Origin of the sequence: Aerococcus sp. Group 2 (assembly GCF_905125285.1) — a bacterium.
Lineage (GTDB): Bacteria > Bacillota > Bacilli > Lactobacillales > Aerococcaceae > Aerococcus > Aerococcus urinae_E.
Genome location: NZ_CAJHPA010000001.1, coordinates 113,032 through 132,084, shown reverse-complemented (window position 1 = coordinate 132,084; position 19,053 = coordinate 113,032). Strand labels below are relative to the sequence as shown.

Sequence of the window (19,053 nt, the reverse complement as noted above, 5' to 3'; positions counted from 1 at the left end):
GCTTCGAACAGCTATAGCAATTGGAGAAAACTTTCATAAGCTCAGCTTGTCTGAGTGATGACAGTTTTTGAAATGGACGTTCGTCCTGTGACTGGAACACGTAACCCCTCCATACATCATTAGAAACGTAATGTACATAAAAAAGCTGGGATTTTCTCCCAGCTAGATTCAAAACATTAAGCAAACTTAACGCATAGTAACAAATTCTTCCGCTCCAGTTGGATGGAGGGCAATAGTTTGATCAAATTGCTTCTTAGTTGCTCCCATCGAGATAGCCACTGCAAAGCCTTGTAACATTTCATCAGCACCAAAACCAATCCCATGGAGACCTATAATTTTTTCCTCATCGCCTAGGCAAACCAATTTCATATAAATTTTTTCCCGGTTAGAGGTCATACCTGAAATCATTGAGGCAAAGTTGGTGTCATAAGTGGTAATCTTTTGTCCTTCAAAGGCTTGCTTAGCCGCTTCCTCGGTATAGCCCATGGTAATAATTGGTGGATGGGCAAAAACAATGGAAGGCACCATATTATAGTCTAAATAGAATGGTTCTTGTCCATTAAATAGATGATCTGATAGGGTCCGCCCTACCTTTATAGCTACTGGAGTTAATTCCACTTTACCAATCACATCACCGAAAGCATAGACCTTATCTGCGGTCGTGTTATGGTAGTCATCGACCTTGATATAACCCTTATCGGTTAACTCGATAGAGGTATTTTCTAGGCCAATATTTTCCGTGTTCGGTTGACGGCCAATGGCATAAAGTACCCGGTCGCTAAGGACTTCATCATCTTCTTTGAAAGTGGTTTTAAAGGTCCCATTTGCCGTTTTCTCAATTTTAGTTACATTATGGTTGCTGAGTACGGTAATGCCCTGTTTCTTCATATTTTCCATTAAGGATTCAGTAATTTTAGGCTCATAGTGACGGAGAGGCGTTTCATGACGAACGGCTAGCGTTACATCAACCCCAAATGCTTGCAACATACCGGCCATTTCCACAGCAATATAACCAGCGCCTACAATCAGTAAGGAGTCTGGTAGGTCGTCCCAGTTAAAGACATCATCACTCACATCCACTAAGTCAATGCCAGGAATGCCTTCAGGTAAGGCAGGACGGCCACCAGTGAGGACACTAATATGTTCGCCGTAAAATTGTTCGCCATCGACTTCGACAATATGGTCTTCAACAAACTTAGCATAGCCCTTTTTATAATGGGTTCCCCGGCTTTGAAAGCCCTTGAAGTAAGAATCATGAACCCGGTCAATGTATTCATCCCGGTGTTTTTTCAAAGTTTGAAAATCAAAGTTCTTCAAGGGCGCATCAATGCCGTAATCAGGGGCATAGTTTCTTAGCAATTCCAGAATATGAGCCCCGTACCACATGCCTTTTTTAGGGACACAGCCCCGGTTGACACAGGTACCACCAACTTCATCTTTTTCAATGATGAGGGTCTTAGCTCCATATTCAGCGGCCCGGTTAGCAGAAGCAATCCCAGCACTGCCCCCACCGATAACTATATAATCAAATCTTTCCATTCGTTAAAATCCTTTCCTAGAAAACGACGCTTCTCTTGAGCTTCTTTAACGGCTTCATGGGCTTGATAAGCCCGACTTGGAATAAAGTCAATGCCTTGTTTTCTTTGCAGCTGTTTTATTTTTTCTGCATCACTAATATAGACATCGGCCGTCACTTCTTCCTTAGCTGCTAAATAACAGTAGGTTAAGCTTTGACTAGCAGGAACTTCAACCTGACTACGTCCTTGGTTATCATAGGCAAGGTAGAAGAGTTGGCCAGCTTGGTTATATCTGTAGGCGTATACCACAATCCAATGGTTGCCATAGCTACTTTTTAGCGGCTTTTGGAGTCCCACAATAAATGGCCCAAAACCCTGATCGATCAAATCTGGTAAATTAATCTCAGTCAGTAACCCCGCCTTGACTTGATAAGGCATCTTTTCACAGAACATGGATAAAGCTAAGGCGATATCCCAAATAAAACTTCCGCGATAAGGTCGCTTATCATCAACAATTTCTTTAAAACCTGCTACTAAAGTGTCCTTATCTAAGTCGACCCCGGTGTCTTTGAGGGTATGATAATGTACCAGCACACTACAGCAGTAGGATCCACAAATTCCTGGATTGCTAGAGTTCTTCCAGGAGCGATAGCGATTAAACGCCTTGGGATCCAAGCCTTTCCAATCTGTCATTCTACTCGCCTCTTTCTATATAAGTTTATTCTAGCATGTTTATTGTCGATCTAAAACGAAAGCGCTCAATCACTTATAAATAATTTTAAAAAATTAGCTAAAGATGCTTAAAATGATTGTAATTTAAGCTGATTTAGGCTAAAGTTTAAAGGATTGATACTCTTTCTGAAAGTAGGTGACTTACTTGCTAGAAGATGGCAAAGCCTTCTTACCAGGAGCAATTCAATCCATACTGATGACCATCTTATTGGTCAGCCTGTTCTTTCCATTTTATATAACCATTGTTGTTTTTGGGGTTGTTTTTATCTTGTTGTTGGCAACAGGAATGCTATCGGCCAAACACTGGCCAGATGACTCTTTAATCACAAGTTTATTTTCCTTCCCTTTTTATGCCTTTTTAATCTCTATTGTGCATGAAAATTGGGTAGGTGGACTGATCTCAGTTGGTTTATTAATTGCCCTTCTTTATTCGATTTATTACACTAAGCAGGTTCGACCTGACTATCTGTCCGAAATCGTAAATATTACTTTAATTGCAAGTATTATCATTTTTATTTTTACCCTCTTAGAGCACTTTAATATCATCTCAGAATGGGATTATACCTTTATTTCTCCCGCCATGAATAAGGTTCACCCTGACCGGGTAGAGGCCACATTTTTTAACCCGAATTATTTCGCCATGATGCTGGAATTCTTTATTGTTATCGCCATGTATCGGATGAAGACTACCAAGCATTTAGCTAAAAAATTAACCTGTCTCTTTTTAATTGCTTGTAATTTACTAGCCATTGTTTATACTGGCTGCCGGACCAGTGCCATCGTGATTATAGGGGCCTCTTATGTTTTCTTTTATGTGATTGGCTATAAAAAAACCGCCATCTACTCCCTACTAGGTCTCAGTATCTTAGGACTGATCGCTTGGGGGATGGGCCTTATGCCACGCTTTGACGACTTGGCTTATGCCTTTTCCGACCGCTTTGACATCTGGCAAACCGGCTGGCAGGCCTTTAAGGATAATGTTTGGTTTGGCCAAGGTCCCTTGACTTATATGCATGTATACAGTGAATACACCACCAAGTATACCCAGCATGCCCATAATATTTTCCTAGATACGCTCTTATCTTACGGTATCATCGGGTCTAGCCTTCTGGTCTATCCCCTTTACCGGCTAGGAAAGATGCTCAATGAGATGCGGCGATATTCAAGTATCCGTCCCGAACTGGCATTAATCTGTAGTTTGCTCAGTGTGGTATTAATCCACGGCCTAACCGATGTCACCATCTTTTGGATCCAAACCGCTGGCTTACTGATGGCCATTGTATTAGTCGGCCCCAATCTCCTTAAGACCGCCAAGGAAAAAGCAAATCAATTAGAAGAATAGAAAATTACATCGATAATAAAAGTAGCTCAATCTAGAGAATGTAGATTGAGCTACTTTTTTTATTGCCTTTTATTAATAAAAAAGCACCCCGCTAAGCGAGGTGCTGGAAGAGAAGCTAATCAATAGCGATTAGTCTTCTTTTTTCTTTTTACCTAAAGCCAGGATGGAACCGGTTCCGATCAGAGCTAGAGCCAATGAGCTTGCTAACCCTGCAACTGCACCGGTTTGAGGCAGTTGGGTATGGACTTGGGCAGGTTCTGCTTGAGTCGTGCTCTTTTCTTCCCTTGCAGGAGTTTGAGTCTTAACTGAAACAGTCTTGTCGTCTGTTTTAACAGAGTCGTCATCTGCTTCTGGTTCTTGATCAGGTCTTTCTTCATCGTCAACTTCAGGTTGTTCTTCTGGCTGGGATTCAGGTTGAGGTGTTGGAACTGGTGTCACACCACTGCCGTCTTTTTCCTCTACCGTAACCGTAATGGTTACCGTTTCACTTGAACCATCAGGATAGGTAACGGTGACAGATTTTTCGATCGTGTCGCCTGGCTCAGCGTCCGCTGGAACGTCGACAACGACTGCGCCAGTTTCAGGGTCAACCGTGATGCCGGTTTCGCCAGCGTCTGGTTGGAAGCTGGTACCTGCTGGTGGGTTAACCACCTTGCCGTCTTCATCTTTGAAAATTGGTTCGCCGACTTCCACCTTGGTGCCTGGTTGACCGGTAGCCGGTTTGTATTCAGGCTCGTAGATGTCCTTGTCCTGCTTGGTTGCTGGGGTGTGGCCAGTAACCGTAGTTTCGACAGGGTCGCCAGTCCAAGTTTCCACGCTACCATCTGGGTTGGTGTAGTCCTTAGATGGAATGATGGTAATGCTGTCGCCGGTTTCTTGACGAGGCACTTCAATCGTAAAGTCGCCGTTGTCGTCAGAAGTTCCGGTGCCGATGTTCTTACCGTCCTTGTCTTTGACTTCAATGGTCGTATTTGGAACGGTGGTCTTACCAGTCACAGTGGTCTTGTCTGAACCAGGTTCGTTCTTAGCCCCTGGATTGGTAATTTGTGGGGTTTCCTTAACCACGGTTTCAGCGCCACCGCGAGGATTGCCTTGGTCGTCTTTGACTGGAGTAAAATTACCTTGGTCATCCTTCTTACCTGGGGTGATGGTTATCTTGTCGCCAGGGTTTTGCTTAGGCACATCGATCTTAACATTCCCTTGGTCATCAGAAGTGCCAGTGCCGATGGTATTGCCGTCCTTATCCTTAACTTCCACATCGGTGTTTGGCGTGGTTTTGCCGGTCACGGTCGTGGTGTCCTTGCCAGGTTCGTTTTCAGCGCCTGGTTCGGTCACTTGTGGGAAGTCGTTTTCATCCTTGGAATCAGTGCCGCGGTCATTTTCCTCTTGATCAGTCCAGCCGTCGTTGTCATCGTCCTTGTCGCCTTGGTCGATGCCTGGGACATTTGGATTGTTTGGATCTTCAGGCATACCGGAATCCTTGTCAGGTTGGCCGTCCTTGTCGGTGTCGCGGTAAACGGTGATGGTCGATTCAGCGGTCACTGGATTACCATCTGCGTCGTTGACAGGCTTGCCGTCTTTATCTAGGACAGAAACTTCAACCGTAATGGTCCGGGTTTCTTCTTCAGGAGCCCAGTCAGTGATTTGAGGTTGGCCGGTTACTTGACCCGTTTCTGGGTCCACGGTCAGACCTGGATAGTTGTCTTGGCCATCGATGGTCACTTTAACGCTGCGCCTTCTGGGACATTGTCCGCTTGCGGCGTCACTGGGGTAATGTCTTTACCTTCCAGGGCGTTTTGTGATTTTGGTGTGACTTCGACACTGGCTACAGCTGGAGCGTCTTCAGTAACGGTCGTTTCAACAGGGTCGCCGGTCCGTGTTTCCACGCTGCCATCTGGATTGGTGTAGTCCTTAGATGGGATGACAGAAATCGTGTCGCCGCCTTCTTGACGAGGCACGTCGATGGTGAAGTCGCCGTTGTCGTCAGAAGTTCCGGTGCCGATGGTCTTACCGTCCTTGTCTTTGACTTCAATGGTCGTATTTGGAACGGTGGTCTTACCAGTCACAGTGGTCTTGTCTGAACCAGGTTCGTTCTTAGCCCCTGGATTGGTAATTTGTGGGGTTTCCTTAACGACCGTTTCAGCGCCACCTTGAGGATTGCCTTGGTCGTCTTTGACTGGAGTAAAGTTGCCTTGGTCGTCCTTCTTACCAGGGATGATAGTTACCTTGTCGCCAGGATTTTGCTTAGGCACATCGATCTTAACATTACCGTTTTCGTCGGAGGTGCCGGTACCGATAGTCTTACCGTCCTTGTCCTTAACTTCCACATCGGTGTTTGGCGTGGTCTTGCCAGTCACGGTTGTGGTGTCCTTGCTTGGTTCGTTTTCAGCGCCTGGTTCGGTCACTTCTGGGAAGTCAGTTTCATCTTTTGGATCGGTACCACGGTCATTTTCCTCTTGGTCGGTCCAGCCGTCGTTGTCATCGTCCTTGTCGCCTTGGTCGATGCCTGGAACATTTGGGTTGTTTGGATCTTGAGGGATACCAGAATCCTTGTCAGGTTGGCCGTCCTTGTCGGTGTCGCGGTAAACGGTGATGGTTGATTCAGCGGTCACTGGGTTACCATCTGCATCGTTAACTGGTTGGCCATCCTTGTCTTGGACTTCAGCAGTTACCGTAATAGTCCGGGTTTCTTCTTCAGGCGCCCAGTCGGTGATTTCCGGTTGGCCAGTTACTTGACCAGTTTCTGGGTCCACGGTCAGACCTGGATAAGTGTCTTGGCCATCGATGCTTACCTTAACCGAACCGCCCTCTGGCACATTGTTCGCTTGAGGCGTTACTGGGGTAATGTCCTTACCTTCCAGAGCGTTTTGTGATTTAGGGGTCACTTCCACGCTGGATTCCGCTGGTGTCTCAGCCGGATTTGGATTAGTTACGGTCACTTTAACGGTCCGTTGAATGGCTTCGTCAGTTGGTTGACCTTGATCATCTTTTTGTCCAGTACCAGTCGAGGTAATTTCAACAGGGATTTCAACGACTTTTTCGCTTTCGCCTGGTTGGAAGTCCACGCTTGGTGTGCCGACCAGGTTGCCATTCTCGTCAACAGACAGGCCGTCGACTGGAGCTGGTGTGGTCACCTTAGCGCCTGGTTTGTTTGGTGTAACCACCTTGGTGTTGGCGGGCACTTCTTGGCCGTTGGTCGCTGTCACATCCGTCGTTTGGGCATCGAGGCCGTCCCATACCTTAGACGCGTCATCGTCGGTGTCTGGAATGCCGTCGTTGTCGTCGTCTTCATCGGTCTTATCCGCTTGGCCGTCGCCGTCTGTGTCGCGAAGAACAGTGACATTGATTGGCTCAGTCGCTTCATTGCCTGATGGATCGACTGCCTTCACGGTCGCTGGGAAGTCGCGGGACTCATCTTGGTCATCCGCCCATTGCACCGTACCCGCTGGAACCGTTCCTTCGATCTGCTTGGTCTCAGAGTTGTAAGTCAAGCCCTCAGGTAGGCCGTTAACCGTCACGGTCGCTTCCGGATCATCGGTTGTTACAGAGACTGGGTCAATTGGCTGACCTTCTGTCGCTTGGATATCCTTAGCGGAAACGGTGATGGTTGGGGCGGTGGTGTCGGCTTCAGGTGCTGGACTTGCGGTCGCAGTAAAGCGTGATGGGCTATCAGCTGTTACGGTTTGAGCTGGATCATTGTCCCAGACAGGATTTTCATAACCTGCAGCAGCGGTAGGCGTTGGGATCTTATCAGCTGGAATCTTGGTACCTTCCTTAACGTGATAAGTCTTGTCGCCGCCTTCAAAAGATGTCACGCCTTGTCCTGCAAGGAGTTCAACCTTCTTGTAGCCTGCAGGAACAGGAGCATCTGGATCATTGGTCCGGTCGATAAATTCTGGATCAGTCACATTGATGGTTGCATTGGCTTGGTCGGTTGATCCGTCTTGGTATTTCACCGTAACAGGAACCGTAATAGCCTTGCCAGGAACCTTGGCTGTTTCAGCTGGATCAACAGTTACCACACCTGTTTGTGGGTCCACATGAACCGCTACACTAGTCCCATCAACATCAACAGTTTCTGGTGCAGTGTAAGCAGCTTCTGGGTCTAAGGCTGGTTGAGCAGGTTCATGCTTAGAATCGGTAAAGCTTGGACTTGCAGTCTCTGCCTTGTCGCCTGGGACCACATCAACCGCTTCATAGGCTGGCGTATATTCAGAAGCCTGGCTATAAACGGTTACCGTAAAGGTCCGGTTGGTCGCATCCCCTGACTTCGCATTCTTGGCATCAACCACAATGGTGTAAGTATGTTCTTCTTCACCTTCAGGCAAGATTGGGCTACCCGTCACTTGGCCAGTGGCAGGATCATAAGTTAAGCCTGCGCTCGCAAGGTCTTGGTAGGTCACATTGCCTTGGTCATCCGTGGTTGCAATCCGAACACTCAATTCATTAGCGAGTGGTTCAGTTTCTGTTTGACCATCTGTATCGACAGTCGCGAAGTGAACTTGACCGTTCTCAACGCTAGCTGGGTTAGTTTGACCAGCAGCATCAACAAATTGATCAACCTTAACACCAGTCATTTCTTGACCCTTGGCTACTCTTTGGTCGCTGTTGATGTCTTTAAGATCAAGCACATCAACCTTAGCGGTAACTTCTGGGTTGCCTTCGCCGACTGTGGTGTAGTTAGCTGAGTGGGTCTTGCCCCCTGTGGTTAAAGTAATCAGAATATCTTGGCCTTGAGTCAAGCTTTGGCCTTCAGGCAGCGCGATCTTATATTCGCCGCTTTGTGGGTCAACTGCTGATGTTCCGAGTTCAGTCACACTACCGTCGGGGTTAACCAGTGCCGCTTGAACGCTTGGTGCATCCTCTTCGCTAAAGCCTGTGTTGACCACACCATGGATGCTGGTGTCTTTGTCACGGGCAGATTGAACCAGGATATTGGCGTTGGTTCCTGTGAGGCCTTCATTGACGATCGCTTTCTCAACTGGAGAGAGGACTTGTTTTTCTTCTTCAGTTAAATTAGCCAAACGATCATTTTGGAATTCATCAGGACGGCCGTCGCCATCGATATCTGAAATCCGGTAGCCTACATTGGCGTTGGAGTTACGCACAACAGGACCTGAATCAAGGGTCAGATACCCGGTAAAGGCAAAGCTGGCATCTGGATAAGCCTTGAGGATATCTTCAGTCGTTACACCATCACGTAGTTTGTAGACAATCCGAGCAGCTGCGGGATCCAAGTGAGAGTTGTTAAAGTTGAAGATCCGGCTGACCGTATCGTTCTGTGGATCAAGCTTGAAGACGCCTTCGCCCGTTTCTCGGTTGAATTCACTCTGGAAGTCATCATTACGTGAATCTAAGCCGTTGAAGAAGACTTTGGCTTGAGGGATATAGTTCTTATCCAAGCCCACTGCTGAGTTGTTGTAGTAGTCTTTTCCGTTTGGTACATAATAGAGTTCAGCTGACTCAATATATGGTAGGAGACGTTGGTCCACGGTGTAGTGGTAGTGGATCGGGTCAGTCGTCGCACCGGCTGTGTTCAGTGATGACCCACCTTGCTTAGCGAAGATTTGGTCAAAGACAAAGCCACGCATCTTGTCTCCGGTCAACCCTGTATATGGACTCACTTCGTCGCCTTCCTTGTAGCTGACTTCTCCACCAGAGAGACGGAACCAGTTATTGAAGGTTGGGTTCTTAGCCACATTATCGTTAGCCACTTTTTCATCATATTGGGTTGGATTGACCTTCATAAAGGTTGAAGAGTAAGAGCCTTCGATCATGGCCTTGTTGGCATTATTGTAGATGAAGGCTGTCGACCCAAAGTCCCCGTTAGTGACAGGACGTCCCAATTCTTGTTCAGCCTCATCAATAATGGACTTGATCGACGTATCTAAGGTTACCTTAGCGGGGTAATTGTACTGGGCACCAACCGCTGTATTGGTCATCAAAGCTTCGCGGTCTGCTGCTCCACCCCAAGCACGCATTCTCCAAGAATTGGTCTTGTCACCGTTACGGTTAACGATCCGTTCGAATTCAGTACCAGAACCATTCTCAACCTTGGTAATGTGCTTAGCTAAATTATCTGAGAATTCAATAACATAGTCCCACTTCTTCAAGGTTTCTAAGCTTGAACTTGGAATACCATGGAGCAAGCTAGAAATGGTCACATCAATTTCATTTTGAGCTTGAGCTTCTGGTGTGATTGCATCTGCTAATTGGTGAACTTGGTTGTTGAAGAAGCCTTCTGAGTTTTCATTGCGAGAGTCTTCATTGCTTTGTGGGATGAAGCGTTCTTCAGAAACTTTTTGGCCGGATTCACCTGGACGCTTGTTGACATCAACCAGTCCAGAAATCAAGTTAGAAGTCGATGAACGTGGCAATTCTACAACCACTTTGACTTCTTTTTGACCGACTTTAGAGGTATCTACAAAGAAGCCGCGTGAAATCTTGTTGCCTTCAGCGTCTAACTTATCATTGCCGTCTGCATCCTTCTCGAACAATTCCACCAAGGCAGCTTGAGTCGCTTCATCATCGGCGAAGCTAAACTTGGTCCCTTCTGGAAGGTCTACGGTTTGGCCATCTGCTGTCTTCGTTAAGTTTTGAGCTAAATCTTTTGCTGTCACTTCTGTATTGAGCAGAACAGTCCGATTTTGGCCCGCTAACTCATAGTTAATTTCAGGTTTAGCTGGTTTTGGCAATTCATCCTCTTTTGGATTAGTCCGTGAGCTATCATCCACACCAGGATTACCTTCGTTAGTAATTGGGCTTGGGTCGCCAGAGAAGTCGCCGAAGTTGTAGCCAATGTTAGCTTCCGTGTTAGCGACATAGTTTCCCTTCTCATCTAAGAAGAAACCGTTAAAGACATAGCGTTGGTCGAGGCTATTTGGCACAAGATCCTTAATGTTCACGTCGTCTTTGAGATAGTAGACTACCCGAACAGATGAAGGGTTAGCACCATCTCCTTCGTTGAATTGAACCTTGTCGTTAGGATCTAAACGGAAACGTCCGGCACCAGTTCTTGGATTGTAGTCTAAGAAGTATTGGTCAAATTTACCTTCTAGTCCGCCCCCATTAGCGATTGGTAGAGTCTTAGCTACCCCGCCTTTTGCATGTAGGATTAGGCCATTATAGAAGACTTGAGACTTCGGATCGAATTCTCTTGAGCCATCAGACAGTTGGTAAATCCCTACACCTTTAATATATGGCAGTAAACGTTCATCCGCTTGGAAGTGGTAGCTGGCTGGTGAATCTGGACTACTGTTTGACGATTTCTTGGTAAAGTATTGGTCAACCGCAATGCCTCGTATTTTGGCATTTTCATCGTATTGGCCAGTGTGCGGGTTGTAAGTGCCACCTTCAACATACTGTCCCAAACCGTTAGAATTAGAATATTCGCCTTGAACTTCTTGGGCATGACCAGCTGCTTGTAACTTATCTAAATTCGTATCTTCAGTCTTAACGACTGCTGTGTCTATGGTGCCTTCAACAATTTTCTTTTCTACTGGATCGTAGATATAAGCATTGAAGAATAGTTCATTACGGCGACGTGCGTCGGGATATGCTCCAAGAATTTCTGCTATTGATTTATTAAATTGAACTTGAACTGTCGCTAATCTTGAAAAACCAATTTGTGAAGATCCAAAAACAGAATCATAGTTATTCCAGGCGTTGGGATTGCTTGAAGTTGAAACAACATTCACATCAAAGGCATTAGCTCGCCAGGTATTGGATAACTTGCTTGGATCTTCAGCATCTTGCATCCGGGTGAAAGAGAAATCACGGTCGGATGTCTTATCACTCTCTTTAGCGATGTAACGAATATCGCTAATATGTTTAGCTAATCGTTCATCAATTTCGTAGCGGACTTCATAACGATCTGTTGGCGGCACCGTTTCTAGATAGACATGGTTTTCGATTTTAAGGGTATCTTTAGCTAAGTTCTCTTCTTCAGTTAAGTCCTCAATATCAATCCCAAAGTCACGGATATTATTTTGTTTTAGGGTACCGTCAGGATTTTTTTGATCAAGAGCCGCATTCAAATCATTAGAATTGAGCGGTTGACCTGTACGCTCGGTCCCATCTTCATCTGTTGTGGGTGCGTTAGCAACTTCCGTCTGTTCTTCTAAAGCAGGTTTTTTAGGCGCTGGCTTCGTTGAAACTGCACCATCAGAAGCCCCGTTATCTGATTGGCTTTCAATTTTTTCAGCTAGTTTAGGGTCTTGAACTTTCAAGTCCTTTTCCGTTTCGATGGTTTCAGCCACACCACCGTCTGCAGGAATCACTTGCTTGGTGACTGGGTCACTGGTCGTTTTTTGGGTATTTGGCTGATTTTCATTTTCTTTGGCTGTCTCATCAACCTTACCTTGTTCTTCAACAGTTAAGTTCAAGTCGCCATTCACGGCGTCATTGGTCCCAGCAGCCCGAGCCACTTGGACATCCCCCGCAAAGAGGAGCCCCGCAGCCACAGCCACAGAAGCCACGCCGACACTTAGGCGCTTGATGGAGTAGCGGTAAAATTTATTACTCTGCTTCTCCTTTTTCACTTGGTAGTTATTTTTTCCAACCATATGTGTCCTCCTTATACTCGTACATATTTGTTTTTTAAATAAGAACTTTGTAAAGATATAGTACCTAAAAAAAAAAAAAAATACAATGTATATAAATTTTTAAAAGAGATAATTTATTATTTTATCTATTTATATATCCATAACCTCCCTTTATAGATGTCTATAAATAGGTCTTATTTATAAATAATATACACATTTGTTTTTAAATGATATTTAAAATACCATTTGATTTATCCCCTTTAATTTACAGTATAATAATTAACTTTAAAAAAACAAATCTTAATTTGTCTTTTTATTTAGAAATATAATCTATAATTTAGCTTCTAAGCCCTGTCACGAAGGCCTTCCTGTTCATTTAAATTTATAAAAGTTAACACATAAAAGAACATTATTTTGTTCTGTATAAGAACAATATTGTTCATTTTATAGTTCTTATTTTACATTTTAAAAAAGTTATACATTATTTAATTCAATCAGCTTATTAATGAAATAAAAAAACTCCCATACTTATGTATGAGAGCTTTTTGGACTATGAAGTCAAATCACAATGGTTTAGTCTTCTTTTCTTCTTTTACCAAGAGCAAGAATACTACCGGCTCCGATAAGAGCTAGGGCTAATGAGCTTGCTAGACCAGCAACTGCACCTGTTTGAGGGAGTTTGGAGTGAACTCTAGCAGTGCTTACTTTAGCCTCTGAAGATTGGCCGCCTTCATTATCCTTAACATCATGAGATGTTTTTGAAGGATCAGTTTGAGAAGCCTTTGTATTTTCAACAGTTTCTTCTACTTTGGAAGATTCGTCTTCTTCATGACGATTTACTGGAACAACTGGATTGGAAGCTGGTTCAGTTTCATCATCTTCCTCAGCATTGTCATCCTTAATGCCAGTATCCTTATCTGGATCAGTAATAATATTTCCAGTATCTTGATTATCACCGCTTGGTTCATCTGGAACATGAGAGGTGTCCTCATTGTCTGTTGGTTTATCCGCTGGTGTGTCTTCAGATTTATTATCATCACGACCTGCTTTATGTCCAACCACTTGAACTGGGATGGTAGCCTTACCTCTTGGTAGGTCTTCATCTTCGATAACTACTTTGATTGGACCATCAACGTCAGTACCAGGAGTAACTTCAATTTCACCCGTTTCTGGATTAATTTGAGCAGGCACTTCTTTTCCATCTTCATCAGTCGCTGTTACTGTGGTGTTTTCATCTGGATTAGTAATAATAATACCAGTACCTTGTTTTTCATCGCTTGGATAAACAGGTTTAACTGCACCACCAACTTCTGTCTTAGATGTATCTTGATCAGGATTATTATCGTCTTGCCCGGTTTCATGACCGTTGACTGGAACAGTCACTTCTTGTTTTCCACCTGGTAATTGAGGATCTTCGATGATAACGGTAATTGGACCGTCAACATCTGTACCTGGTGTTACCTTGATATCACCAAAGCGGCCGTCTGTGACAACTTCTACTGGCACGTCTTTGCCATCTTCATCTTTAGCAGTAACTTGAGTGTCTGCATCTGGATTTACGATCACAATACCGGTTGATTGTTGGTTATCAGTCGGATCCACTGGATTCAGCTTACTGTCGTCAACTCGGGTTTGTTCAGTGGCTGGTTTGTCCTCAGAACCGTTATCATCGCGACCTGCTTCATGGCCAATGACTTGAACTGGAATAGTAGCCTTGCCGCTTGGTAGGTCTTCATCTTCGATAACTACTTTGATTGGACCGTCAACATCTGTTCCTGGGGTGACTTCAACTTCGCCAGTTTCTGGATTGATTTCGGCAGGAACTTGCTTACCGTCTTCATCAGTTGCGGTCACTGTAGTCGTTTCGTCTGGATTAGTAATAACAATACCAGTTCCTTGTTTTTCATCACTTGGATGGACTGGTTTAACAGCGCCTCCAACTTCAGTCTTAGCTGTATCTTCTTCAGATGCGTTATCATCACGATCTGCTTCGTGGCCATTAACTTGAACTGGAATGGTAGCTTTACCATTAGGGAGGTCTTCATCTTCAATAACTACTTTAATTGGACCATCCACATCGGTGCCTGGGGTAACTTCAATTTCACCAGTTTCTGGATTAATTTCAGCAGGAACTTCTTTACCGTCTTCGTCAGATGCGGTTACTGTTGTCGTGTCATCTGCGTTAGTAACCGTAATGCCGGTGCCTTGTTTTTCGTCTATTGGATCCACTGACTTAACAGCGCCACCAATTTCAGTCTTAGGTGCATTATCATCGCGCATTGCTTCATGGCCATTAACTGGAACGGTTACTTCTTGTTTACCCTCTGGCAATTCAGGATCTTCGATAGTAATGGTGATTGGACCGTCGACATCTGTTCCTGGGGTTACTTTGACCTCACCAAAACGTCCATCTGTTTCGACTTCTACTGGCACATCTTTACCATCTTCGTCCTTAGCAGAAACTTTTGTCTCATCATCAGGGTTTACAATAACAATACCAGTTGATTGTTGGTCATCGCTCGGATCTACGGGGTTAACCTGGCTGTCATCAACACGGGTTTGTTCAGTAGCCGGCTTGTCTTCAGAACCATTATCATCACGTCCATCTTCATGACCGTTGACTGGAACTGGGATAGTTGCTTTACCGTTTGGCAAGTCCTCATCCTCAATTACAACATCGATTGGACCATCAACATCAGTGCCTGGTGTTACTTCAATTTCGCCAGTTTCTGGGTTAATTTCAGCTGGAACTTCCTTACCGTCTTCGTCAGTCGCAGTAACTGTCGTTTGATCAGTTGGGTTGGTAACCGTAATGCCGGTGCCTTGTTTTTCATCACTTGGATCCACTGACTTAACCGCACCGCCAATTTCAGTTTTCGGTGCATTGTCGTCTCGACCGTCTTCATGAACGTTGACTGGAACTGGAATGGTAGCTTTTCCATTTGGTAGGTCTTCGTCTTCAATCACCACATCAATTGGTCCATCCACATCTTCACCTGGCGTAATTTCAATTTCGCCAGTTTCTGGATTAATTTTAGCTGGAATATCCTTGCCGTCTTCGTCTGTTGCAGTTACTGTTGTTTGGTCATCTGTGTTGGTTACCGTGATACCAGTGCCTTGTTTTTCGTCTGTTGGGTCAACTGGTTTCACTGAGCCACCAATTTCGGCTTTAGGCGCATTGTCATCACGACCAGCTTCATGGCCTTCAACTGGAATGGTGAATTCTTGACTATCTTCTGGAAGGTCTTGATCAGAGACCGTCACTGTGATTGGACCATCAACCTTGTCTGATGGTATCACTTTGATTTTGCCTGTTTCATCGATAGATGCGGGAACTTCATTTCCATCTTCATCTTTAGCATTAACGCTTGTAGGCGTTTCGTCATCCTGGTTAGCTACTGTTAAACCGGTCTCTTGTTCGGTCCCATCTGCTTTAACAGGTATAGGTTGGCCTTCTATTGTTGTTGGGGTCCGTTCAGAGTCAGTTTCCTTAGTAACAAAGTTAATGAATTGGTTACCAAGATTATTTGTCACTGTTAAAGTGCCACCATCGGTCAAGCCGTTATCAGCAATTTCATAATCTGAGTTAGTTGGATCGAAGCCTTCGATAGTCACCTTGTATTCACCTGAAGGAATTTTCGCTAAGTCAAAGTTTTTAGTTACAGGGAATCCTGTTCCACCAACCCATCTTGAGCCACTTTCAAATTGAACAGAAGGATCTTCTGTGCTGGTTAGGGTGACTTTAATGTTTCTAAATTCTTCAGGTAAGGATTCCTCAGGTGTTTTACCTTCCTGAACATCTAGAATCTGGCCGTCGACTTTGATACTGTGAGTGACATGGACGGTTTCAATGTCTGATCCATTGTCATCTTGGTTCGCTGCATGATTTTCTACCGGAACAGTGTACTCTTGACTTCCACTAGGTAAGTCTTCATCACTAACGGTTATAGCAATTGGACCATCAATGTTATTAGATGGAGTTACTTTAATATTCCCGTTTTCGTCGATTGTAGCAGGAATATCCTGGCCATCTTCATCCTTGGCGCTTACGGTTGTAGGCGTTGTTTCATCCTGATTGGCTACAGTTAAGCCTGTCTCTTGTTCGGTCCCATCTGGCTTAACACTTGCTGGTTGGCCTTCGACAGTGGTTGGGGTCCGGTCTGCTTCCTTAACTGTAACAGGAACTTCTACCGGATCTTTGGAGCCATCTGGATAGGTCACAGTAACTGGAACCTGACTTGTACCCACCGTGTTTCCATCTGGTAATTGACTTGGATCGTCAACTGTAACGGTTGGTTGTTGCCCATCTGATGGGAAGCCTGGAACATCGACGGCGTTCTTAACTTCTTCTTCAGTAGGTGCTTGACCATGTTCTTTAGTTACTGTCTCAGCACTTGGTTCGTACTTATCGGCATCTTGTTCTTTTGGTGCTTCAGTAACGGTCACCTTAATCGGCACACGGTCTTGTGAATTGTCTGGGTAGTTAACGATGACAACGGCATCTTTCTCGCCAGGGCTAGAAACATCGACTGGAGATTCCCATTCATAAGAGGTATCAGCTGGTAGAGCATCTTTATTGGCAATGCCATCTGCCGCAGCAGGTGTAACATCTTGTGGGGTTTCCAGGTTCTTGCCGGTTGGGTCATTAGCATCTGCTTCAGATGGTTGTGGTGTTTCTGTTTCGATATTAGGGTCAATATCATCGACAACCCCGTCCCCGTCCACATCAGGAACGCTCATGAACATATCCGCATGGGTATTAGGGATGAGTTCGTCCTTGCTATTGACAAAGTAACCGATCACACCAAAGTTTTCATCACGGCCCTTGTTCTCTGCCAGGATGTCATTTAGGGTCACGCCATCTTTAAGGTTTAAAACGATCCGAACGCCGGCTGGATAAGAGAAGCCAGGGTTGAAGTTAACTTGTCTAGAGTCCACATTAGCGGCAACTGTATCCAAGGTGAAGTAACCTTGACCTACTTCTAGTTCACTATCACCGTAACGATAGCCGCCAACTTTTTCCGGCATATTAGGATCGACACGGTTGTCGAACATTTCTACTGGCGACTTAGAGCCATTAAGGCCGGTTTGAGGCTGGCCATTGCCATCTTTTAGACCCGTATAGGAAGTTTGGATTTTCCCGTTTCCTAAGTTGACCCGGTGTTCATAATCCACCCAGCCTTCACGCTGTCTACCACCTAAGCCTGTCGACTCATTAGCGAAACGAGCACGGTGGTCATCTTCAGCATGGTAAACTTCAGGGCTTTGGGCTTCAGACATGAAGTGGGCATCCACTGAATCGATATATGGCAAGATACGTTCATCAATCTCGAAACGATAAGCCCATTCCCGGTTAGGTTGTGCCCCATAACCATTTAAGGTACTCCCAGAGCTCTTAGTGATATGTTGGGTGAAGACGAGGCCCCCATTGCCATTATTGGCTTCTTGGAAGTACTTATAGCGTCCCCCTGCATTGGTGAACCATTTTTCCTGAGTCCTTGTGGCGTTATTTAATTCTTTATAAGGAGGTGTCTCTGTATTAACAGTTACCGTATTAATGGTGTTGTCTAAGACTTTGCCATCATTATCTAAGATGTGAGCGGTAACCATCCAATCCCCATTTGAGGTTTTATTTTGGTCGGAAGCAATAATATCTTTAATGGTTTGGTCTAAATGAACGGTTGCGTAACCCACTTGACCAATAGATACTTCCGTCCCGTTAAAGACAGATGGATTGTCTCTATAGGCTGCTGTTGTCTTGTCTGCCATAATCCGGCGCCAAGAGTTCGTCAATGTCCCATTAGGCAGGGCCACCCGTTCCCATTCAAATTTGTAGTCTGAGAAATCTGTCCCCGCCGATGACTTAGGACCGGAACCAACCACTTGGGTAACATGGGAGGCTAAACGGTCATCTAGGCCAAGATAAACATATCGATTACGCCCATTCTGGTTCCCAATAAATTGGGTCGCAAATTCAATATTCAAGGTCGTACTATCTTGGGCTGCGGCACTGGCTACATCCTCAACGCTGACAGTCAATGGCGTTTCTGCTTCGTTCTTCTTCTCAGGACGGGTTAAGTCTTGGATCATGGTACCCGAATAAGTCTGGCCATCTTGTTCATAGGCATTATTAACTTCGATAGGCACTTTAACGATATCATAAGACCCATCAGCATAAGTTACTTTCACGTCAGCTTTCTTGAGCCCAACGGTTTGGAATACTTGAGGGTCAACAAATTCGTACTGGGCATCATCTGGTAACTCAGCAACATTATTAACCGCTTGCTTGGCATCCCCTACCCGGCCGTAACGATAGTAAGTCGCTTCTTGGCTGGCATAAGGTTCATATTGGCTGTTAACTTGCCCTTCAGATCCTGTTTCTCCAGTATTCACTTCAGGCCCATTCTCAGGCGCCGCATAAGTCACCATTTGAGGGTCAACTTCTTCTTCTGCTTCAGCTTGAACAGCAGTTTCTTCAACTGGAACCTCTTCTGCTTCTGCAAGGGGTGCCGTTTCTTCCTCAACTGGAGCTGTTTCTGCAACTGGCTCTGCTGGCGCTTCTTCCGCAGCGGGAGTTTCTTCAGCGACTGGTGCTGCTTTCTCCTCAGCAGTTGACTCTCCTTCATTAAGGACAAGCTCACTGCTTTCTTCACTGACTTCTGCCGCAGCTACCTCTACTACAGCCGCATCACCGGCAAATAATAAGCCAGCCGCAACAGCTACCGATGCTACACCAACACTCAAACGTTTAATGGAGTAACGGTAGAACTTATTAGCTCGTTTTTCCTTCTTAACTTGAAGGTTATTTTTCCCAACCATATTATTCCTCCTGTTTGGATATATCCATTCGAAATATTACATACCTTACTCCTTAAGTATAATAATTATATTTTAAAAGAACAAATCTTAATTTATCTTT

At 45.0% G+C, this 19,053-nt stretch carries 6 protein-coding genes; 1 reads left to right on the top strand and 5 read right to left on the bottom strand.

What is annotated here, in order from left to right:
• Nucleotides 1–186: 186 nt before the first annotated feature.
• Nucleotides 187–1,539, bottom strand: coding sequence for a glutathione-disulfide reductase (gene gorA, locus JFU01_RS00545; protein ID WP_195855425.1), 1,353 nt, complete (start codon nucleotides 1,537–1,539; stop codon nucleotides 187–189).
• The gene (locus JFU01_RS00540; protein ID WP_195855424.1) at nucleotides 1,518–2,210 is read right to left on the bottom strand and encodes a hypothetical protein; all 693 of its coding nucleotides are present in this window, start codon (nucleotides 2,208–2,210) and stop codon (nucleotides 1,518–1,520) included. Before JFU01_RS00540 ends, gorA begins: the two co-directional genes overlap by 22 nt.
• 184 nt (nucleotides 2,211–2,394) lie before the next feature.
• Between JFU01_RS00540 and JFU01_RS00535 the strand changes: the two genes are divergently transcribed.
• Nucleotides 2,395–3,591, top strand: coding sequence for an O-antigen ligase family protein (locus JFU01_RS00535; RefSeq protein ID WP_195855423.1), 1,197 nt, complete (start codon nucleotides 2,395–2,397; stop codon nucleotides 3,589–3,591).
• A 129-nt stretch (nucleotides 3,592–3,720) separates the two neighbouring features.
• Here the strand turns inward: JFU01_RS00535 and JFU01_RS08855 are convergent, their stop codons facing one another.
• The 3 genes from JFU01_RS08855 to JFU01_RS00510 all read right to left on the bottom strand — a co-directional run bounded on the left by JFU01_RS08855 (nucleotide 3,721) and on the right by JFU01_RS00510 (nucleotide 18,953).
• A complete protein-coding gene (locus tag JFU01_RS08855; protein WP_230086916.1) occupies nucleotides 3,721–5,313 on the bottom strand; it encodes a YPDG domain-containing protein in 1,593 nt (530 codons plus the stop codon).
• Nucleotides 5,310–12,155, bottom strand: coding sequence for an Ig-like domain-containing protein (locus tag JFU01_RS08850; RefSeq protein ID WP_230086915.1), 6,846 nt, complete (start codon nucleotides 12,153–12,155; stop codon nucleotides 5,310–5,312). The genes JFU01_RS08855 and JFU01_RS08850 overlap by 4 nt, the downstream gene beginning before the upstream one ends.
• A gap of 552 nt (nucleotides 12,156–12,707) precedes the next feature.
• Nucleotides 12,708–18,953, bottom strand: a complete 6,246-nt coding sequence (locus JFU01_RS00510) for a Rib/alpha-like domain-containing protein (RefSeq protein ID WP_195855422.1) — start codon at nucleotides 18,951–18,953, stop codon at nucleotides 12,708–12,710.
• Between the last annotated feature and the right edge of the window lie 100 nt (nucleotides 18,954–19,053).

Coding starts and splice junctions, on each gene's coding strand:
- gorA (WP_195855425.1), bottom strand. CDS start 1,539: ATGGAAAGATTTGATTATATAGTTATCGGTGGGGGCAGTGCTGGGATT.
- JFU01_RS00540 (WP_195855424.1), bottom strand. CDS start 2,210: ATGACAGATTGGAAAGGCTTGGATCCCAAGGCGTTTAATCGCTATCGC.
- JFU01_RS08850 (WP_230086915.1), bottom strand. CDS start 12,155: ATGGTTGGAAAAAATAACTACCAAGTGAAAAAGGAGAAGCAGAGTAAT.
- JFU01_RS00510 (WP_195855422.1), bottom strand. CDS start 18,953: ATGGTTGGGAAAAATAACCTTCAAGTTAAGAAGGAAAAACGAGCTAAT.